The sequence below is a fragment of the Thiosulfativibrio zosterae genome (assembly GCF_011398155.1).
Lineage (GTDB): Bacteria > Pseudomonadota > Gammaproteobacteria > Thiomicrospirales > Thiomicrospiraceae > Thiosulfativibrio > Thiosulfativibrio zosterae.
In genome coordinates this window covers 2,085,781-2,105,547 of the sequence record NZ_AP021888.1, presented here as the reverse complement: position 1 = coordinate 2,105,547, position 19,767 = coordinate 2,085,781, and the positions used below count along the sequence as shown (strand labels likewise).

Here is a 19,767-nt window from a genome sequence, read left to right as displayed (position 1 = left end):
CAATTATGACAAAGGTCAACTTTTGAGGTTTGCTAGGCTAATCTCTGATGCAAATAGCGTGGGTCAAACATTTTGATATGGGGTAATTCACTGCAAATTGCCGAAACCACGCCATTGGAATAAAACAAAGTGGCGGAAAATCCGGGGGTTGTCATCTGGCTTTTTTGTCGGCAATTGGCATTTAACTGGGTATCACATTCAAAGTTAAGTAGGCCATTTCGACCATATAATTGCTGGCCATTTTCATGGCTACGATGCCCATTTACGATGGCATAGATTCCCATGGATTTTAAGGTTGCCGCGCCCTTGTGCGTTAAGGGTTTGTCGGTTGTGCGATATTTGGTGCGAAACACATTGCCAAATTCGTTGTAGTAAATATTAAACAAGTCGCCCTGTTGCAGTTGAGTTTTAAAATGCGTGTTTACCTGCTCGATAGAGCGCGTTTTTATCCAATGCGTGATGCGGTCGTCAAGTCCGGCATGGCAAAACAAATAACTGCCTTCGCGATGCAATAATGCCAATTCTTGAAAAAACCAACTGAAGTCACCTTGCGCAGAGATAAATAATTCGCGTGCTTTATGGACTGCCCAATAGACTTGTTGAAGGTTTAAGCCTTTTTCTTGGCAAGCGTTTAAAAAATCAGTTTGTTTAAAAGCAATTTGGCGAATCTCTTTGGTAAATTCGGATGGGGTTAAATGATTTTTGGCTTGTTGGCTAAAGTGTTCTGCCCAATCGGTCGCTGGAAACAGTGCTTGTTTAATTTCAGAATTTGATAGCGCACTGAGATCCTTAGCAGTTAAGCCAGCATCGATAAAATAAGTTTGAAAGATTTCTGCAAACAGCGCCGAAGTTTTGCGACCCATGCGAGTGAAAAAGTGGCTTTGTTTGGGGTCGTTAGGATGGTCTAAGGCTAAGAGTCCGGCATAAATGCGAATGTCATGATTGCCCGCCAATAAAATCAAATGCGCCCCTTGTTGGCGTAGTTGACCCATCAGTGACAGCAGTTTTAAATTGCTAGGGCCTTTATCAAAACAGTCGCCACCAATAATAATGTTGGTACTCAAACCTTGGGTTGTTAAAGTGATTTTTCCAAGGCTACTGGTTTGTGATATGAGATAACTGGCTTTTAGCGAGCGTAAAAATGCATCGGCGTCAGCATGTAAATCACAAAAGAAGACGGTGTCGTTTTGCGGAAATTGCCAATGGCTGGTTGTAAAGTGTTCACTTAAAGGCGGTTGCCAAGCAGTGGCTTGATGGCTGTATCGTTTAGGGGGAAATTGAGCGTTCATGGTCTGACACCTAATCAATGGTCGGGCAATCAATCAAAACCGATTGGCGAATTTTCCATTCACCACCAATCATTTTCCATTGACCGTTAGCGCAGTCATGTGCGTCATATTCAAAAAACAACGGCACGCCGTAATACATCGACAAACCGGCAATTTCTTCAAAGCGTAACAGCCCCAATACATGAGCCGCATGCCGAAAACTGGCGCCATGTCCCACCATAATTTGCAAAGTATCTTGAGTAACGCTTTGGGCAAGTTCTGTAAAAGTATCGCGGATATGATTGGCCACTCTTTGTCCCGCTTGCATCAAGGATTCGGCGCCGTCGTAGGGCAGGCAATAAAAACTGTCCGACTTCCAACCCTCTGGCGGTGATGAATAGCGGGGGTCAGCGGCAAGACAGGCTTCAATCTCTTCAACCGCTAAATTAGTCATGGCACCAACTGAGCGTTCCACCAGTTTTGAGGATTCAACGATTTGATAAGGCACCTGCAAGCCTTGCCCAATAAAATCGGCGGTTTGCCAAGCACGCAACAGGGAAGAGCTGATCAGGGTACTGCGAATGTCACAGTCATGTTCTTGGGCAAACTTTTGAATTTGAATAGCGGCTTCTAAGGCCTGTTCAGAACCTTGATTAGAAATGCCGTAAGGCTGCAAAGCACTGGGCACCTGAGGTTTTTGCTTGTATTCACCATGGCGCACAAAGGCAAGGTAAAGTTTTGGATGGGTCTTTAACATGGCGCAAATTGTAGTAAGCGCATTTGAACAAAAGATGATGATTAGATGACAGTTTTATAACAGCATTTTCGATAAAATAAATAAAAAAGCCCTAAAACCAACCTGGCCTGGTCGTTTTTAGGGCTTTTTAAGACTTGAAAACAGTGAATTTACAACGAGAAATCGCTAAAGTCGTCTGTGCCGACTTTGGAGTCTACTTGGCCTACCAAATAAGAGCTGATTTCGGATTCTTGTGGCGCGACTTGTACATTGTCGCTGACCAGCCAGTTGTTCATCCAGGGTAGTGGATTGCTTTTGCTTTCGAAAATGGGTTGCAGTTTGAGGGCTTTGATGCGGACATTGGTGATGTATTCCACATAGTCTTTCAATATTTTGGCATTCAGACCAATCATAGAACCATTTTTAAATAGGTATTCTGCCCATTGTTTTTCTTGTTCGGCGGCATCTCTAAAGATTTGGTAAACCTTGTCTTCGTTTTCTTTGGCGATGATAGCCATTTCTGGGTCGTCTTGACCTTCGGTCATGATGTTAATCATGTGCTGAGTGCCGGATAAGTGTAGGGCTTCATCACGAGCAATCAGCTTGATAACCTTGGCATTGCCTTCCATTAACGAGCGTTCGGCAAAGCTGAACGAGCAGGCAAAAGAAACATAAAAACGGATGGCTTCTAAGACATTCACCGACACGACGGTTAAGAATAAAGCGGTTTTGATTTTTTTGCGGTATTCGTCATCGTTTGCCAAATCTATGCGGTTGGCATACATTTGGTTGGTCAGGTCAATTAACTCATCATAATATTGCGTGACCGAAATCGCGCGTTTCACAATTTCTTCGTTGGTCACTATGTCATCAAAAATCAACGCTGGGTCAGACACGATGTTACGAATAATATGGGTGTAAGAACGGCTGTGAATGGTTTCTGAGAAGGACCAGGTTTCGATCCAGGTTTCGAGTTCTGGAATAGAAACCACAGGCAATAACGCCACATTGGGTGAACGGCCTTGTACAGAGTCTAGCAGCGTTTGATATTTTAGGTTGCTGATAAAAATGTGCTTTTCATTATCTGGTAGAGCGGCATATTCGCTGCGGTCTGAGGATAAGTCCACTTCTTCAGGGCGCCAAAAAAAGCTCAATTGTTTTTCAATCAGTTTTTCAAAGATAGGGTGCTTTTGTTGGTCATAACGGGCTACATTTACATTTTGGCCAAAAAACATCGGCTCTTTCAACGCGTTATTGTTGGCGCGGCAAAAAGTAGAGTAGGTGTGTTTGTCTTGACAGCTCATAAGCAATTCCTAAAAGTTCAAACGAAAGCAGTAAAAAATGTTATTTTTGGTTCTTAAGGGTGGATAATAATAGCATGAAATTGATTTGAGGTAACAGGGATGTCCGTCAAAGATGCGTTGCAATGGCTTAACGGAAAGCGGGTCGCTCTATGCGAACCTAACGCTGAAAAGTTTTTGGCTTTAGAAAAATTGCTCAAACAATATGGGCTAATGGTCAGTCACTTTAACAGTCCGCAAGCCGTCATGGAGGAGTTACATCGTCAACAATATTCCACCTTAAGGGTATTTTTGGTGATTTTGGTGGATTACCATTTGGCTCGCACTGCGGTAGCCGCTTGGGAAAAGGTAACTGAAGAAAATCCAACCATCCTACAAACCCCTGTGGTGCTCATGCGAACACCCGAGCAAGTGCCTTTAGCACAGGATATGGTTGATAAAGGGTATTTTAAATACGAGATTAATAGCCCGGTGAGTAAGCTAGAGTTACTCAAAGTGTTAACGATGCTTGATCGCTGGAAAAGCTGGGAAGCGGATATGCAACACAGCGAAGCACATCCCTTAGCTTCCTTAAGTCAAAAGTAGACAAAAACCTCGCAAATTTTAACCAGGCCTGGTTAAAATTGCTTAGAAATAACCCTATTTAATGGGGTTGCTTCCTAAGCCCTAACTGAATGTTAGCAAATGAGTTTTAAGCAGGCTAAAGCCTGCGCTCCTTTTTATTGGGTGTTCATAGAGTTTTAATGATTAACGGCGGCGCCCACCTTTAAAAGATCCCATCACCCCACGCATGATTTCTCTGCCAATTTGGCGCCCAACGGATGACATTAAAGAACGCCCTAAGCTGGTGGCTAGGTCACCTAATAGACTTTTCTCTTTGGTGGCTCGACGACTGGAGGGTTCACTGTTTGTTGAGCTAACCTGTGTTTCGGCACTTTGTTGAGCGCGTTCTTGCAAAATTTCGTAGGCAGAATGGCGATCAATCTCTTCTTGATATTTAGCCCCTAAAGCGGATTCGGCCAAAATCTCTTGGCGTTCAGCTAGGGTAATGGGGCCAATTTGTCCTGAAGGCGGCAGCATCATCGCGCGCGAGACCATTTGCGGGCGACCTTCTTCGTCCATAAAAGAGACTAGGGCTTCACCCACACCCAATTCACTGATTACGCTTTGCGTGTCTAACCCAGGTCTGGCACGCAAACTTTGTGCCGCAGCTTTCACGGCGCGTTGGTCTGCTGGTGTGAAGGCGCGCAGCGCATGTTGCACGCGATTGCCCAGTTGACCTAAAATTTTATCGGGAATATCGCTGGGGTTTTGGCTGATAAAGTAAACCCCCACAGCTTTTGAACGAATTAAGCGAACCACCTGTTCAATTTTTTCAACCAACACTGGCGGTGCATCGGCAAACAGCAAGTGCGCCTCATCAAAAAATAACACCAACTTAGGTTTTGCCAAATCGCCTGCTTCGGGTAATTGTTCAAACAGTTCTGAGAGCAACCATAATAAAGCGGTGGCATAGAGTTTGGGTTGATTCATCAGGCTTTCAGCGCTGAGCAAATGAATGGCACCGAGTCCAGTGGGCGTGGGGGTTAATAGGTCGTTGATATCCACCATCGGCTCACCAAAAAAGGTTTCGGCACCTTCGTCTGACAGCGCCAATAGGCGGCGTTGGATAGCACCCAAGGTTGCAGGCGCCATGTGACCATAGTCAGCCACAAAGTTTTTGTTGTTCTCGCTGACATATTTGGTCAAAGACAACAAATCTTTCATGTCCAATAACAACATATTTTCATCGTCTGCAATACGAAACAGCATTTGCATGACGCCTGTTTGAGTGTCGTTGAGTTCTAGCAATCTTGATAGCAATAATGGCCCAAGATCAGATGGCGTTGCGCGAAACGGATGTCCTAATTTTCCTTGCAAATCCCAAAAGGTGACAGGAAAGCCTTTGCCTTGCCAATGATCAACGCCCAGTTTTTCTAAGCGGCGTTGAAATTTTTCAGAGGCGACGCCCGCTTTGGCAATGCCTGATAGGTCGCCTTTAACATCTGCCATAAAGACATTAACGCCCGCTTTAGAAAAACCCTCTGCCATGACCTGTAAGCTGATGGTTTTGCCAGTTCCTGTGGCACCGGTGATGAGTCCGTGGCGGTTACCCATTTGGGGCAAAATGCCTAAAGATTCATGGTTGGAAAGCGCTAAGGGGATGATCTGTGAGTTCATGATAAAAGGGCTCCAAAGTTTTAAGTGTTTGAAATTTTACTATATCAAATCCCTTAGGGATAAAAAATCCATCCCAGGTTCAGTCAGCCTTTTAGGCTTGTTAAAAAGGTCTTGTTGAATTGAGGTTAATTTGTATATAAATGTTATTGAAAACGATTCGCATTTATTTTAAGATAGCGATTAATCAATACAAAATCATGGTGAACTGATGTTGTCCTTAGAAAAAATAAGTGTGTTGCACGACCAAAGCGCTATTTTAAACACCTGTAGCTTGCAAGTAGCGCAGGGTGAAATTGTCGGTTTAATGGGCGAAAGCGGTAGTGGCAAAACCACGCTGCTCAGAACCATCGCGGGCTTTCAGCGCTTGGCGGAGGGCGAAGTGATTGTGGCAGGGCGCTGCCTAAGTTGTCCTAGTCACTGTACTGCACCTGAGCAGCGTGGTATCAGCATGGTGTTTCAAGATTATGCTTTGTTCCCACATTTAACTGTGGCGCAGAATATTGCGTTTGGTTTACATCGAGTTTCCAAAATTGAAAAACGCTTAAGAGTTGAGCAATTGGCACAAATGATGGAGCTGACATCGCTACTTGGGCGTTTTCCCCACGAGCTGTCAGGCGGCCAACAACAGCGGGTTGCTCTGGCTCGAGCCATGGCGCCTAAACCCGACTTGTTATTATTGGATGAACCCTTTTCTAACTTAGATAGACCCCTGGCGATTCGTTTGGCCAAAACTTTACGCGAGTGGATTAAAGCAGAAAACATGGCCGCCCTGGTGGTGACCCACTCTTTAGAAGAGGCGCAGCTCATGTGCGATCGTTTGGCCAGTTTACATTTGGGGCGATTACAACCCCTTTCTCACGCAGCTTAGCAGGAAATATGAGCATGAAAAAATGGCTAACCCTATTTAGTTTTTCCAGTTTGCCCAGTTTGCTGGGTGTCAGTTTAAGTTTTGGACTGATACCGGTCACGCCTGCAATGGCGGCGGACTCTACAGAGCTGGTGGTTTACAGCGCTCGAAAAGAGCATTTAATGAAACCCCTGTTGGATCAGTTTAGCGCGCAAACAGGTATTCAGGTGACACTTTATACCGGTAAAGATGGGGCTTTGATTGAGCGTGTTAAATCCGAAGGCTCTCAGACACCCGCCGATGTATTGATGATGGCCGATGCAGGGAATTTAGGCTATGCGGCTGAACAGGGTTTGTTTGAGTCAATCAATTCACCCCTGATAGAGCAAGCCATTCCTGCCCATTTGCGTGATCCGCAAATGCGTTGGACGGCACTGTCGATTCGCGCCAGAACAATTGTTTATAGTACCGAGCGAGTCAAACCTGAGCAGCTTTCTAGCTATGCACAATTGGGCGATGCAAACTGGAAAGGGCGCTTGTGTTTGCGTTCGGGGAATCATGTTTACAACAAATCCTTGGTGGCTTCCATGATTGCGCATGAAGGCGAAGCCCAAGCAAAACAGACGGTCGAAAATTGGGTGAATAACTTGGCGGCTAAACCCTTTGCCAAAGATTCTGAAGTGATGAAAGCGATCTTGAGCAATCGCTGTGATGTGGGCATCGTCAACAGTTATTATTTTGGGCAAGAAATCACCAAAAACCCGCAAGCTAAAATGGCACTCTTTTGGGCAAACCAAGCCAGCACCGGCACGCACATTAATGTCAGTGGTGCCGGTATTGTGAAAGCCAGCAAAAACAAGCAAAAGGCTTTAAAGTTGCTCGAATGGCTCAGTCAAGATCAAGCGCAAACCCTTTATGCTGAAAAAAATTATGAGCATCCTGCCAATCCAAACAATCAACCTTCTGAGGCGCTCAGCCGTTGGGGTGCTTTTAAAGCTGACCAACTCAACCTAGCCAAGGTGGCAGAACTTCAACAAAATGCAGTGCTTTTGATGCAAAAAGCAAAGTATCAATAAGGAAATTGCTTGTTTAACTTATCTCGCAAAGCAATCACCCCTCTAGAGCCCATGAAGTTGTTTATGGGCTTTTTGCTTTTTCTGCTGTTGCTCATTTTACTCTTGCCAACGCTGCAACTGTTTAGCGGTTGGTTTGAGTCAGACCCCGAGCTTTGGCAGCATTTTGCCGATACCCTGTTACCAGAATTGGTCAGTAATACGCTGTTATTGTTGCTTGGCGTAACGCTTGGCACTTTGCTCTTAGGGGTGGGGTTGGCTTGGTTGGTGGTGATGGTGGAGTTTCCTGGGCGTAAAACCTTTAGTTGGTTATTGTTGTTGCCTTTTGCCATGCCTGCCTATGTGTTGGCATTTGTATTTTTGGGGTTGATTGATTACAGCGGCCCCTTGCAACAAGGGCTGGCGCAAATCGGTTGGCAACCCATTGATATTCGAGAAGGCGCATTGGCGCCGATTTTAGTCCTGTCTTTAGTGTTTTATCCTTATGTGTACATCCTCAGTAAAACGGCTTTTGCCAATCAATCCACCAGCAGTATCGAAACCGCTCGAAGTTTAGGCTGTGGTGCGGCTTGTGTTTTTTGGCGCATCAGTGTGCCCCTAGCCAGACCTGCCATTGCCGCAGGCTTGGGTTTGGCGCTCATGGAAACGCTGGCAGATTTTGGCGCCGTGTCTTTATTTAATTTTGCCACCTTTACCACGGCCATTTACAGTGCTTGGGAAGATTTTCGATCTTTGGCGTTAGCGGCACAACTGTCCACTTTGGTGTTATTTTTGGCCTTGTTATTGTTGGGTATAGAGCGTTTAACCCGCGGCAAACGCCGCTTTACGCAACAGTCCAAAATCACTCAGCCGCCTTTTGAAGTTTCTAAAGCAAAGCAGTGGCTGTTAACGGGTTTTTTTACCAGCTTTATGATGTTAGCTTTAGGATTGCCCTTAATTCAATTGGCTATTTGGGCAGCTCAGACGCTACAAATTGAATGGGATAAGCGTTATTGGGACTGGTTAGCGAATACCTTGCTATTATCGGTCATGGCAGTCAGCATCACGGTGACGGCAGCGGTGTTTATGAGCAGTCAACAGGTGCAATATCCCAAAAAGCGTTGGTTACAATGGGTGTTAGAATTGGGCAAAATGGGCTATGCCTTGCCGGGCATTGTTTTAGCGATTGGGGTGATGGGCGTGTTGACGCAGTTTAATCAAACCTTTAATGCCCAATTGATGATGGGCGGACTTTGGGCGTTGTTGCTGGCTTATTTGGTGCGGTTTATGGCGGTGGCACATGGGCCAGTTTACAGTCGATTTTTAAGTATTAAACCCAGCATTATTGAAGCCGCCCGTAATATGGGCGCCAGCAAACCGCGTTTAGTTTGGCAAATTTACTTGCCTTTGCTTAAGCCTGGTTTGCTCAGTGCGGCGTTATTGGTGTTTTTAGATGTTTCTAAAGAATTACCCGCCACTTATTTATTGCGTCCGTTTGGATGGGAAACCTTGGCGATTCGGATTTATGAGTTGAGTGCCGATGGGCTTTATGAAAGAGCGGCGGTGCCTTCTTTGGTGTTATTAGGTGTTGGGTTTTTGGGGTTGTGGATGATGAAGCGTTTTGGTTTGATCAAATGAGCTATTAAATCAGCCGTTAAAATCTAGAAACATTTTTTGATTTAAGTTGAAAGCAGGCTAAAGCCTGCGCCCCAGTTATTACATTTTTAAATCTAAAGGGGCGAAGGCTTTAGCCTTCCTAGATTTTTGCTCTGGGTTCTTGTCACTTTCTTCTGAAAAGAAAAACGGGTCTTTCAGAATGCCTAAAATTCCCTTTGAATCATTTCGTGATGCCCCTTAACGAAAGGACTGGAGAAAAAGTGGCGCTGTTTGAGCGCAGCGAGTTCGCCACTTTCCAGTCCTGAGTTTTAGGGGCATAGAAATGATGAGAGGGTCGATTTTTTGGTTACTTTTTGGGCGAGCCAAAAAGTGACAAGGGCGCTAAGAACAATTCTCAATCAGAAAACACAAAGCCAAAAAGCGACATTAATAATGTAAGTACAATATTTTGATTTAAGTTGAAAGCAGGCTAAAGCCTGCGCCCCAGTTATGCTATTTTTAAATCTAAAGGGGCGAAGGCTTTAGCCTTCTTAGAATTTTTACCCCATCACCATGGCTTCTAAAATTTCCCAGCGTTCAAAGGCTTTTTCGAGTTCGCCTTCTAAATATTTCATCTTATCTAAAACCTTTTGGCTGTCAGTTCTTTGAAAAAAGTCGGCTTCGCACATTTCGGCACTCAGCCCTTCTAGCTGTTTTTCAAGGTCTTCGATTTTTTTGGGTAGCTCGTCATACTCGCGCTGATCTTTATAGCTGAGTTTTTTGGGCTTTTTATCTGCCTCAACCACGGCCGCTGGCGCCGGTTTGCTTTCCATGACTTCGGGTTTGGGAGCGGATTTTTTGGTGATTTTGATATTTTTGCTGGCGCCTTGAAATTCCGCTGGGCGCTGACGCAACCAATCGTCGTATCCACCGACATATTCATTGACGATGCCCGGTGCATCAAACACAATCGAGCTGGTCACCACATTGTTTAAGAAGGCACGGTCGTGGCTAACGATGAGCACAGTGCCGGTGTAATTCAGCAGTAGGTCTTCGAGTAGTTCGAGGGTTTCAATATCTAGGTCGTTAGTGGGTTCATCCAAAATCAGTAGGTTGGACGGTTTGGCGAATACGCGTGCCAATAACAAACGATTGCGTTCCCCCCCCGATAGGGCTTTAACGGGTTGACGCGCGCGGTCGGGCGTAAACAAGAAGTCACCCAAATAACTCATAATGTGTTTGCGCTGACCATTGATTTCAACATAGTCAGATTCTTCGAGCACGCTTTCAACCACTGGGGTGTTTTCGTTGAGTTGTTCACGGTGTTGGTCAAAGTAGGCGACCTTGATATTGGTGCCGATTTTAACCGTTCCGGAAGTGGGTTCTAGTTTACCCAATAGCAAATTAATCAGGGTTGATTTTCCACAACCGTTTTCACCAATAATACCGACCTTATCGCCACGCATCACCATACAAGACAAATCATCCACCACGGTATGGGTTGGCCATTCAAAATGCAGGTCTTCCACTTCGATGACTTGTTTGCCGGAGTTTTCAGCACGGTTGACTTGGAAGTTGACCTTGCCTTGTTGGTTACGGCGCTGTTTGTGTTCTTCGCGCAATTTTTCGAGCGCACGCACGCGACCTTCGTTTCTGGTGCGGCGGGCTTTAATGCCTTGGCGAATCCAAACTTCTTCTTGCGCCAGTTTTTTGTCAAACTCAGAGTTGCTCTTGGCTTCAGATTCCAGTTGCGCTTGTTTGCGTTCTAAATAGGTTTGATAGTCGCATTCCCAGTTATGCAAATGGCCACGGTCAAGTTCTACAATGCGTGTTGCTAGGGCTTGCAAAAAGGAACGGTCGTGGGTGATAAACACCAAAGAGCAGTTAAGGTTTTTAAGGAAATCTTCAAGCCATTGAATGGAGGGAATGTCCAAGTGGTTGGTCGGTTCGTCTAGTAATAAAATGTTAGGGTCTTGAATTAAGGCTTGCGCCAACAATACACGGCGCTTCATACCGCCCGATAAATCTGAAAATTCCGCATCGGCAGGCAAAGACAGTTTAGAAATGAGAGTTTCGACTTGGGTGTTTAAATCCCAGCCATTTTTGCTGTCGAGTTCGTGTTGAACCTTAGACAGCTCGTCCATCAAGGCTTCAGAATAATTGTCGGCCATTTCGTGACTGAGTTGGTGGTAACGCTCAATCAGTTGCCCTAAATTACCCAACCCCATCGCAATGGTGTGAAAGACCGAACCGGTTAAATCATGTGGCACTTCTTGTTGCAGTTTGGCAATGCGAATGCCATCGGGCACTACGCGCGTGCCGTCGTCTGCGTCAATCGAGCCTTCAATAATTTTAAGTAAGGTGGATTTGCCTTGGCCATTACGCCCGACAATACACAGGCGCTCGTTGTCTTCAATGGTGAGGTTAACGCGGTCGAGGAGTGTGGTGGTGCCAAAGGCGAGTTGAATGTCACGAAGAAAAAGATTGGCCATGAGGACTTCCGTTGTTGAGCAGGCTAAAAAGCTTAACCTTGTTGAATGGCGAGGATTATATTCTCACTGGATTGAATTTGATAGGATTTCACCGCTAATCGCGGGTTTTCTTTTTCCATTTGTTGCCAGGTGTCAATAAAGTCATTACAAGCGGGTTGGTCGTCATTCCACAGGTTAAAAATGACCAGGCCTGGTTGTTTTTGGGGCAAAATTTGCAATAAATCCGTTTGAAACTCGGTGCTGTAAAATTCGCTGGGCATGCCAAATTCATTATATAAATCGACAAACACCACTTGATAGTGTGGCTCAGTTTGTTTAACGAAATCCAATGCGTCGGCTTGTACCACTTGCAGTTCGGGGACTTGCGGCAAGTGAAAAAACTGATAAGCCGCGGCAATTACCGGTGCTCGCAATTCTACTGTGGTGATTGGCAGTTTGGGGTGATGCAAATGTAAATGGCTGCTGAGTGAACCACCGCCCAAACCTAAAATGAGCGCATAGGCATTTTTGTTGTTGGGCGTTTGGTCGCAAAAGTCTTGATAAACCGCCAGCATTTTTTCATGATATTCAAAGCCCAGTTGCATGGGCGCATTTAAAAATTGGCAGCTTTGTTCAATGGGTGTGCCAAAGTAGAGCTTGCGACTGCTGCGGTTTTGCACCACTTCAACTGGACCAAACTCGTCATCTTGCCTAAAAATCACCACACCATCGTACTTCATAAGCAACCTAGTCCTGCAAACCCAACCACCACAAGCGCAAGCGCAAGCCAATGCCACTGGTAAAACCCACTTCTACAAATTGAATTTTCCCTTGGCTGTCTACAATAAAATCAGCGGGCACACCTTTGGTGCCAAAGGCTTGCATCAGTTTGCCATTGGGGTCGTTAATGATGTGTTGTGGGTTCATTTGGTGTTGTTGGGCATAGGCCAAGACTTCAGCGTCTGAGCCAGACTGAGTGGCAATGCTAATGACTGGGTGGCTTTTGGCTATAGATTCCACACTGTCACGAGTGATTTCACAAATGGGGCACCATTCTGCCCAAATGTGAATCAAGGTTGGCTGTTTGATTTGGCTAAGATCAAACGCCTGCCCCGTTAGGCTGGTGAGTTGCAAAGCCGGCACTTGGCCACGCACCACATCGCCTTGCATAATAGGGCGCATGATTAAATAAATCGCCAAGGCACCTATAATCCATAAGCCATTTTGCACCCAGGCGCGTTTAAAAAAGGGAATTGGCTGTGTCTCGGAAGTCATCATTTATAATCTTTATTTCAAAACCAACATGATAACAAAGGACTGAATATGCAAGCAGATTTTTGGCACGCCATGTGGCAATCGGGGCAGGTGGGTTTTCATCAACCTGATATTAATGCGTTTTTAAAAGATTATTGGCCCATGCTTGGATTAGAGGGGTCAGAAGAAGTGTTGGTGCCCTTGTGTGGTAAAACGCTGGATATGTTGTGGTTGGCGCAACAAGGGCATGATATTTTGGGCGTGGAACTCAGTCAAAAAGCTTTGGATGAATTTTTGGCAGAAAACCAGCTAACCGCTCAGCCCGTGGCGCATCATGCCTTTTGTGGCTATGAGCTCAACAAAATGACTTTGCTCTGTGGCGATTTTTTTGATTTAAGCCCAGAGCAATGCACCCACATAGCGGCGGTGTATGACCGCGCAGCCTTGGTGGCGCTGCCGTCTAAAATGCGCCAACGCTATGCGCAGCATTTAATCAATATTTTGCCCAGTCATGCTCAAATACTATTGGTGAATGTGGAATACGGTGATGACCCCAATATGGGCCCCCCGTTTTGTGTGCCAGAAGCCGAAGTGTTTGAATTGTTTGGCCATGCATTTAAAATAGAAGTGCTGGCGCAAAGCCTTGGGCAGCGGAAAGGCATGAAGGCTCTTGAGAAAGTGTTTTTGCTTAAAAGAAACTCATAAATTTTGAATAGGAAAGCTGTTTAACGCTAGAAAAGGGGCATAAATTTTTAGCCATTTTTTGTAAAATTTCTACCTTTTAATTTGTGATACAATCCTTAAAAATACTTAAATTAACCTGTGCGGCTTCACGCTGATAGCAGAGGTAGAAGGTTTTAAAGTGTACTGGAGAAGTAAATATGACTGCTGATAATCAGCCCACTTTAAGCAACGCTCTTGTTAGTCCAAAGGGGCGCGCTAATGAATCAGGCGTTTTTTGGGTGGTCATAGGCGCGTCAGCCGGCGGGTTAGAGGCACTCAAAGATTTATTAGCAGGCTTGCAGTCACTGAACAATACGATTGTGTTAATTGCCCAACACCTAGATCCCAAACATCCCACCATTTTAAGAGATTTGCTCTCAAGAATTACCGACATCCCCGTCAAGTTGGTTGAGGACGCCACGCGCCCCGAACCTGGAGTGATTTATATCGTGTCTCCAGGGCACAATGCGCTAGTCAAAGATGGCGAAATCATTTTAAAACCTGCCGCTGCCATAGGCCCTAAACCGTCCATTAACTTATTGCTGACGTCACTTGCCGAAGACATAGGTGAAAAAAGTATTGCCATTATTTTGTCTGGCACTGGCTCAGATGGTGCGCAAGGCATTATGGCGGTGAAATCAGCCAATGGTTTGGTATTGGCGCAAGACGAAACCACGGCAAAATATTCTGGAATGCCCAGAGCTGCGATAGACACAGGATTTGTGGATTTGATTTTGCAACCCAAAGAAATTGCAATCGAAATGTTGAGCTATATTGAATCTGCCGGTCAAGCCATGCGCAGACTGTCCTCGCCCAAGGTTCGCACCTCTTTAGAAAAAATATTTCAGCGCATCCTAGAACAAACCGGTTACGACTTTAGCGGCTATAAACTTAAAACCATACAACGCCGCATTGCCAGACGCATGGCGGTGCATAAGGTGGTGACGATTGACGACTATCTAACGCTGTTAAGTTCTTCAGCGATTGAAGTAGAAAGCTTGTTTAAAGATTTGCTCATTTCAGTGACCTCGTTTTTTCGCGATACCGAAGCCTTTCAAGACCTTAATTTGGTGATTGAAAAAATTGTCGAAAATAATGAAGAGGGCAATCAAATCCGGGTTTGGGTGCCAGGCTGTGCCAATGGTGAAGAAGCCTATTCGATTGCCATTTTGTTTCAGCAGGCGTGTTTAAAGTTTTCTAAAGAAGCGTCTTTTCAAATTTTTGCAACGGATATTGATGAGTTTGCGCTTTCTCTAGCACGCAGAGGCGCCTATTCTTCTGGTCAAGTGAAAGACATTCCGGAGCCTTTGCTTAAGCAATATTTTGTGGCCAAAGATGATCAATATTGGGTGAGCAAATACATCCGTGACCGAGTGGTTTTTGCGCGTCAGAATGTGATTATGGACCCACCTTTTTCGCGTTTGGATTTGGTCAGTTGTCGTAATCTGCTGATTTATTTTTCGTTAGAGTTACAGCGCCAAGTGTTTCAGGTATTTCATTTTGCGTTAAAACAAAATGGCTATTTGTTTTTGGGTAAATCTGAATCCGCCAGCAATACGGTGCCGGAATTGTTTGAAGGCTATTTAAAGCAAAGCCAAATCTTTATTCGCAAAAAAACCAATTTATCGCCCCGCTTAGATCAAGTAAGCAGTGCCATTAGTTTGGCGCAAACTCGCCAAAAATCGCCATCGCATACCGGTTTGATTCAAGAAAAAAATTTGGTGGTAGAACAGTTAGATAAAATTTTATTAGACCAGTTGTTCCCGACTGCCATCGTGCTAGATGGCAGTGGGCAGGTGTTGCATATTCGTGGCAAGGTAGAGGCTTATCTGAGTTTTCCGCAGGGCAAGATAGATACCAATATTTTGTCACTCATTCGAGAAGACCTAAAAGTTGATGTGCGAGCCTTGTTGCAAAAAGCACGCCGCGAGGGTTATGCCGCAACTCAAGCCTTGTTTTATGAAAGTAAGGTGGCATCACAGGCATTGTTTCTTGCCATTAAGCGTATTGATATTGAGCCACAATCACCCGATACCTTTGTTTTAACCTTTACCCAGGTCGATTTAAGTGAGGCTTTTATCAGTGGCACGGGGTTGTTAAACGAAGGTTCTGAGTTAGCGAACGATAACTTACGCAAAGAAGTGGCGGTGTTTAAAGAGCGTTTGCAAACTTCTATTGAAGAGCTAGAAACCACCAACGAGGAGATGCAATCTACCAACGAAGAATTGCAATCGGCAAACGAAGAGCTGCAGTCAGCCAATGAAGAGCTACAAACCGCTAACGAAGAATTGCAGTCCACCAATGAAGAACTTTCAACCGTTAACCAAGAACTTGAAGTGAAAAGTTATGAACTAGAGCAGGTTAATAATGATTTAGAGCATATTTTAAGTCATATGGACGAAAAGGTTATCTTGGTGGATAACCGTTTAAGATTGTTGCGCTTTACCAAAAAAGCGGGCGAAACCTTTGGTATTAATGGCGGCGATCTTGGGCAAACCGTCACCACCCTAGGGTTATCGGTGGATGTTCCTAATTTGCGCCAAGAACTCTTAAATGTGATTGAGGGCGAAAAAGAAAGACAGATTCGCTTACGCAAAAAAGACAAGGTTTATTATTTGCGCTTACTGCCTTATAAATCTCAAATGAGTCAAATAGTCGGCGTGATGATGTTTTTTGATTTACCTTGGGCGCACAAGAATGACGGCTTGAATGTCGATGGACACCTTAACTTTCAACTGCTGGGTGATTATTTGCCGATTGGCTTGGTTGTGATTGATGGCTTGGGTAACATCACTTATGTGAATAACAAGGTGCAAGAATTTTTAGGTTTTTCAAGTGAAGCATTGGTTTACAAAAGTGTGAATATCCTAATGCCAGAACCCTATTCGCAGCACCATAATCTGTACTTGGAAAATTACCAAAATGACAAGCCGGCAGGTATTGTCGGACAATGGCGCGAAGTCACTGCCTTAAATGCAGCAGGGCAAAGAATTCTGACCAAGTTACGCATAGAAGAAACCTGGATTAATGCGCAGCGCCACTTTATTGGCTTTATGGGCAATCAACAAATGGTGGATGAATTTGAAGCACGCAAATCTTGAACCAGCCTCTTTATTTAATCAGCAATTTCCTGAGGATTTTTTGCGACAGGATTTGGCTGCTTTTAAAGAAGAAAACCATCGCTTAAATGCGCAATTGCTGGAACTTGAATCGCAAAATGCAATTTTGCAGCAGCAAATCAGCGAGGTTGAGGCGGAGTCTTTCTTTGGCGAACAACTCAGAGAAAGAGAAATTGAAACATCGCTGTTTTTTAAAAGCTTGTTTTTAGATGCGCACTTTCCAATGTTATTGCTCGATTCGCACGGCAAAGTTTTAGAAATTAATCACTTTGCTGCCAAAGTGTTTAAAAAAACCAGAGAGAGTTTTCTACAAACCAATTTTCGTTTTTACATGGACAAAAAAAGTTCTATGAACTTTTTAAAGCTAATGCAGCTTTACTGTAAAAATGATTCAGACGAATGCCCAACCGATCATATATTCAGTTTCAAAAACGGGGTTTCTTTCACGCTGAGTTTAAGTAAGGTTAAGGTCACCTGGCATCAGATGACGGCTTACTTGTGCTTTATTCAACCGCTTCATTTCAAAATGATGAGCGACCAAGCCCTGCGCATAGATAATTTGATTATTGAACAATTGCGCGAAGCGGTCATGATTACCGATACGGAAAGCAAAATTGTGCGGGTTAACCAGGCATTTTGTGAAATTACCGGATACTTAGAATCCGAAGTGATTGGGAAAAGTCCTGCCATTTTAAGCTCAGGGCGGCATAGCCCGGATTTTTATCAAAAAATGTGGTTAGATTTGCAGCATCACGGCTGGTGGGCAGGCGAAATCTGGAATAAGCGCAAGTCGGGAGAAGTGTTCCCAGAATGGCTGCAAATCAGTCGTATCCACGATGCCTTTAATGGCAAAAACTATTATGCGGCAACTTTCTCTGATATTACCGAGCGCAAGGCTTTTCAAAATCACCTCGATAAACTGGCTTTTTACGATTCTTTAACCCAATTACCCAATCGCAGTTTGTTAAAACAATTTTTAAGTGCGCGATTACATCGTACAGAAAAAGGCCAACAACCTCTTGCGGTGTTGTTTTTAGATCTCGACAAATTCAAAGCGGTAAACGACCATTTTGGCCATGACGAAGGTGATTTGATTTTAAAAGAAGCCACGCAACGCATTGTTTCACGCATCAGAGAAACAGATATTGCAGCCCGTATTGGGGGCGATGAGTTTGTTATAGTGTTGTCGAGATTTAAGAAAAAAGCCAATGTTTTGTCCGTGGTTGACGAGCTGTTACAAAGTTTGGCATCGCCCTATGTCACCGTGAATGGGGTGCATCGTTTAGGGGCCTCAATTGGCGTTGCGTTTTATCCAGAGCATGGAGAAAATGCAGAAGATTTGTTGCGCAGAGCCGATTCTGCGATGTATGTCGCCAAACGCTCTGGGCGCAATCGTTATGAAATTTTTGACGAATCCCAAGAGCAGGATTTGTTACACAGCAGTCATTTAGCTTCCTTAATTTGGCGGGCGCTAGAAGACCCATCTGCTCACATTCAAATGCAATATCAGCCGGTATTTGCAGTAGAGTCGCCAAGTGTTTCTTTTAAATATGAAGCCTTAATTCGCATCTTTGATGAACAGCGCAAGATGGTTTATCCCAATGACTTTATCAATTACGCAGAACAGAATGGCTTAATGCCACAATTGGGCTATGTGTTATTTGAAAAAGTTTGTCAGGACCTAGTGGCAGCGCAACTAGATGCTGGCGTCCGGATTGGGGTTAATTTGTCTCCGTTACAATTTCGTAATGAAGACCTGGTTACAAAACTTGAGCAAATTGCGCAACGATACGACTTACCCTTGTCTCGGTTTAACTTTGAAGTGACCGAGTCAGCCACTATGGAAAATTTAGATTGGGTGAATATGGCTTTGCAGGACTTAAAGTCTAAGGGCTGCCGTATTTTACTAGACGACTTTGGTACTGGCTTTGCCTCTTTGTCGGTCTTGAAAACCTTGCCGGTGGATGTGATTAAAATCGATAAGAGTTTTGTAGACGATTTGGAATATTCTGAAGAAAGTAAGCAGTTGATTTTGGCCATGATTGGCATGGCCAAGGCGCTCAAACTGAAAGTGATTACTGAGGGCGTTGAAACCCAAGCCCAAATGGATTGGTTAGTTTCTAAGGGTGTGGATTATATTCAAGGCTATTTGCTGGGTAAACCTCAGCCTTACTTTCTAGATTCAAGCACATGAAAACGCTAAAGCCCGTTTTGTCTAGTAGCATTTCACTAAGAGGGGATGATGCCATAAAACTGGTTGAAATGGTTTTAGATGCCAATAACATGATTATAGAAGTGTCTGATTCATGGGATGCGTCTGCCAAAGCAGGTAACGCAGACAGTCGTTTATCTGCAAGCGCTGTCATTGGACAATCCATAGACCATTTCATATCTGGCGACAGTTCTGTGATGTATTTGGATTCTGCATTAAAGCTGTGTCGGCTCAAAAAACAAACCTTATTTAAACCCTATCGATGCGACTCGCCAACCCATAAGCGTTTTATGGAAATGGAGCTGCAGCCCTTAGCAAATGGGCAAGTCAAAATTAGCCATTATTTAATTCGTGAAGAAGCGTTTGGTTCGCCCTTATATTTAAAAGATGTGACACGCACATCTTCTGCAAAGGAGGTGGTGGTGCGTTGCAGTATGTGTAATCAGTTAAAAAAACCAGGCACCGACACTTGGTTGCCACCTGAGGAATTTCAAGCCAGTCAAGATGCGCCATTAAATGTCATACACAGTGTCTGTCCGGCATGCCAAGTTGCGATATGGGAGTTTCGTGTCGGTCGACCAGAGTCGTCCGATTAACGCATTTCTAAACAATTTTTGGGTTCAGATAATTAAGAATTTAGCCGTTATCAGCTAACGGTGTTTGTATTGCGTGGGGCAATAACCACGGCTCACATCGGGTGATCGTAATTGTAAATGTTTGGTTTTACGCCCTGTGACGCGTTCGCGCCACACTTTAAAACTGCCCGTTTTCAATTCACGGCGCATCAGTTTAATAACGTCAGACTCTCTCAATCCATAGTTCAGCAAAATCGCTTCAAAAGGGGTGCGATCTTCCCAAGCCATTTCAATAATCCGTGAAATGGCTTCGGCATCTAATTCAGGTTTTACGGGAATCTCTAGGGTGTTGGGCATTTTAATGAACTCACTTCAATAGTTTGTTTTCTATTT

General features: G+C 44.5%; 16 protein-coding genes. 8 read left to right on the top strand and 8 right to left on the bottom strand.

The annotated features are described in order from the left end of the window. Window positions 1-32: 32 nt before the first annotated feature. From THMIRH_RS09725 to nrdB, 3 genes are all read right to left on the bottom strand, one after another. Window positions 33-1,289, bottom strand: coding sequence for a metallophosphoesterase family protein (locus tag THMIRH_RS09725; RefSeq protein WP_173291904.1), 1,257 nt, complete (start codon window positions 1,287-1,289; stop codon window positions 33-35). A 10-nt stretch (window positions 1,290-1,299) separates the two neighbouring features. Beyond that, window positions 1,300-2,025, bottom strand: a complete 726-nt coding sequence (locus tag THMIRH_RS09720) for a histidine phosphatase family protein (RefSeq protein WP_173291903.1) — start codon at window positions 2,023-2,025, stop codon at window positions 1,300-1,302. Window positions 2,026-2,174: 149 nt separating this feature from the next. Further along, window positions 2,175-3,308, bottom strand: coding sequence for a class Ia ribonucleoside-diphosphate reductase subunit beta (nrdB, locus tag THMIRH_RS09715; protein WP_173291902.1), 1,134 nt, complete (start codon window positions 3,306-3,308; stop codon window positions 2,175-2,177). 99 nt (window positions 3,309-3,407) lie between these two features. On the opposite strand from nrdB, the gene THMIRH_RS09710 reads away from it, so the two are divergent. Next, window positions 3,408-3,890 (top strand): hypothetical protein, encoded by a 483-nt coding sequence (locus THMIRH_RS09710; RefSeq protein ID WP_173291901.1) that lies wholly within the window; start codon window positions 3,408-3,410, stop codon window positions 3,888-3,890. A gap of 162 nt (window positions 3,891-4,052) precedes the next feature. On the opposite strand, the gene THMIRH_RS09705 is transcribed toward THMIRH_RS09710, so the two are convergent. Then, on the bottom strand, window positions 4,053-5,525 hold the full coding sequence (locus THMIRH_RS09705) for a helicase HerA-like domain-containing protein (protein ID WP_173291900.1): 1,473 nt from the start codon (window positions 5,523-5,525) through the stop codon (window positions 4,053-4,055). Window positions 5,526-5,733: 208 nt separating this feature from the next. Here THMIRH_RS09705 and THMIRH_RS09700 point away from each other — a divergent pair, with 208 nt between their 5' ends. From THMIRH_RS09700 to THMIRH_RS09690, 3 genes are read left to right on the top strand one after another with little or no spacing between them, the layout of a single operon-like run. Beyond that, complete coding sequence (locus tag THMIRH_RS09700; protein WP_173291899.1) at window positions 5,734-6,393, top strand: ABC transporter ATP-binding protein; 660 nt, start codon at window positions 5,734-5,736, stop codon at window positions 6,391-6,393. Window positions 6,394-6,407: 14 nt separating this feature from the next. Continuing rightward, the gene (locus tag THMIRH_RS09695) at window positions 6,408-7,448 is read left to right on the top strand and encodes an extracellular solute-binding protein (protein ID WP_173291898.1); all 1,041 of its coding nucleotides are present in this window, start codon (window positions 6,408-6,410) and stop codon (window positions 7,446-7,448) included. Between the two features lie 9 nt (window positions 7,449-7,457). Further along, a complete protein-coding gene (locus THMIRH_RS09690) occupies window positions 7,458-9,062 on the top strand; it encodes an ABC transporter permease (protein WP_173291897.1) in 1,605 nt (534 codons plus the stop codon). 518 nt (window positions 9,063-9,580) lie between these two features. Here THMIRH_RS09690 and THMIRH_RS09685 read toward each other — a convergent pair. From THMIRH_RS09685 to THMIRH_RS09675, 3 genes are read right to left on the bottom strand one after another with little or no spacing between them, the layout of a single operon-like run. After that, the gene (locus THMIRH_RS09685) at window positions 9,581-11,512 is read right to left on the bottom strand and encodes an ATP-binding cassette domain-containing protein (protein WP_173291896.1); all 1,932 of its coding nucleotides are present in this window, start codon (window positions 11,510-11,512) and stop codon (window positions 9,581-9,583) included. 32 nt (window positions 11,513-11,544) lie between these two features. Next, complete coding sequence (locus tag THMIRH_RS09680) at window positions 11,545-12,231, bottom strand: spermidine synthase (protein WP_173291895.1); 687 nt, start codon at window positions 12,229-12,231, stop codon at window positions 11,545-11,547. Window positions 12,232-12,238: 7 nt separating this feature from the next. Beyond that, window positions 12,239-12,769, bottom strand: a complete 531-nt coding sequence (locus tag THMIRH_RS09675) for a redoxin family protein (protein WP_173291894.1) — start codon at window positions 12,767-12,769, stop codon at window positions 12,239-12,241. A gap of 45 nt (window positions 12,770-12,814) precedes the next feature. Here THMIRH_RS09675 and THMIRH_RS09670 point away from each other — a divergent pair, with 45 nt between their 5' ends. From THMIRH_RS09670 to THMIRH_RS09655, 4 genes are all read left to right on the top strand, one after another. Beyond that, window positions 12,815-13,450, top strand: a complete 636-nt coding sequence (locus THMIRH_RS09670) for a thiopurine S-methyltransferase (protein WP_173291893.1) — start codon at window positions 12,815-12,817, stop codon at window positions 13,448-13,450. Window positions 13,451-13,626: 176 nt separating this feature from the next. After that, window positions 13,627-16,569: a CheR family methyltransferase gene (locus THMIRH_RS09665; RefSeq protein WP_173291892.1), complete on the top strand. Its 2,943-nt coding sequence runs from the start codon at window positions 13,627-13,629 to the stop codon at window positions 16,567-16,569. Further along, window positions 16,550-18,781 carry a putative bifunctional diguanylate cyclase/phosphodiesterase gene (locus tag THMIRH_RS09660; RefSeq protein ID WP_207710567.1) on the top strand — a complete coding sequence of 744 codons (2,232 nt, stop codon included), beginning with the start codon at window positions 16,550-16,552 and terminating at the stop codon, window positions 18,779-18,781. The genes THMIRH_RS09665 and THMIRH_RS09660 overlap by 20 nt, the downstream gene beginning before the upstream one ends. Then, entirely contained in the window at window positions 18,778-19,395 is a 618-nt protein-coding gene (locus THMIRH_RS09655; protein ID WP_173291890.1) for a hypothetical protein, read from the top strand. The genes THMIRH_RS09660 and THMIRH_RS09655 overlap by 4 nt, the downstream gene beginning before the upstream one ends. A 54-nt stretch (window positions 19,396-19,449) precedes the next feature. Here THMIRH_RS09655 and THMIRH_RS09650 read toward each other — a convergent pair whose 3' ends face one another. Then, entirely contained in the window at window positions 19,450-19,731 is a 282-nt protein-coding gene (locus THMIRH_RS09650) for a TIGR03643 family protein (protein ID WP_173291889.1), read from the bottom strand. Window positions 19,732-19,767: the final 36 nt, after the last annotated feature.

What these genes read in the sequence shown, in the direction of transcription:
- THMIRH_RS09725 (WP_173291904.1), bottom strand. Translation starts at nt 1,289, where the DNA reads ATGAACGCTCAATTTCCCCCTAAACGATACAGCCATCAAGCCACTGCT.
- THMIRH_RS09720 (WP_173291903.1), bottom strand. Translation starts at nt 2,025, where the DNA reads ATGTTAAAGACCCATCCAAAACTTTACCTTGCCTTTGTGCGCCATGGT.
- nrdB (WP_173291902.1), bottom strand. Translation starts at nt 3,308, where the DNA reads ATGAGCTGTCAAGACAAACACACCTACTCTACTTTTTGCCGCGCCAAC.
- THMIRH_RS09710 (WP_173291901.1), top strand. Translation starts at nt 3,408, where the DNA reads ATGTCCGTCAAAGATGCGTTGCAATGGCTTAACGGAAAGCGGGTCGCT.
- THMIRH_RS09705 (WP_173291900.1), bottom strand. Translation starts at nt 5,525, where the DNA reads ATGAACTCACAGATCATCCCCTTAGCGCTTTCCAACCATGAATCTTTA.
- THMIRH_RS09700 (WP_173291899.1), top strand. Translation starts at nt 5,734, where the DNA reads ATGTTGTCCTTAGAAAAAATAAGTGTGTTGCACGACCAAAGCGCTATT.
- THMIRH_RS09695 (WP_173291898.1), top strand. Translation starts at nt 6,408, where the DNA reads ATGAAAAAATGGCTAACCCTATTTAGTTTTTCCAGTTTGCCCAGTTTG.
- THMIRH_RS09685 (WP_173291896.1), bottom strand. Translation starts at nt 11,512, where the DNA reads ATGGCCAATCTTTTTCTTCGTGACATTCAACTCGCCTTTGGCACCACC.
- THMIRH_RS09680 (WP_173291895.1), bottom strand. Translation starts at nt 12,231, where the DNA reads ATGAAGTACGATGGTGTGGTGATTTTTAGGCAAGATGACGAGTTTGGT.
- THMIRH_RS09675 (WP_173291894.1), bottom strand. Translation starts at nt 12,769, where the DNA reads ATGATGACTTCCGAGACACAGCCAATTCCCTTTTTTAAACGCGCCTGG.
- THMIRH_RS09670 (WP_173291893.1), top strand. Translation starts at nt 12,815, where the DNA reads ATGCAAGCAGATTTTTGGCACGCCATGTGGCAATCGGGGCAGGTGGGT.
- THMIRH_RS09665 (WP_173291892.1), top strand. Translation starts at nt 13,627, where the DNA reads ATGACTGCTGATAATCAGCCCACTTTAAGCAACGCTCTTGTTAGTCCA.
- THMIRH_RS09655 (WP_173291890.1), top strand. Translation starts at nt 18,778, where the DNA reads ATGAAAACGCTAAAGCCCGTTTTGTCTAGTAGCATTTCACTAAGAGGG.
- THMIRH_RS09650 (WP_173291889.1), bottom strand. Translation starts at nt 19,731, where the DNA reads ATGCCCAACACCCTAGAGATTCCCGTAAAACCTGAATTAGATGCCGAA.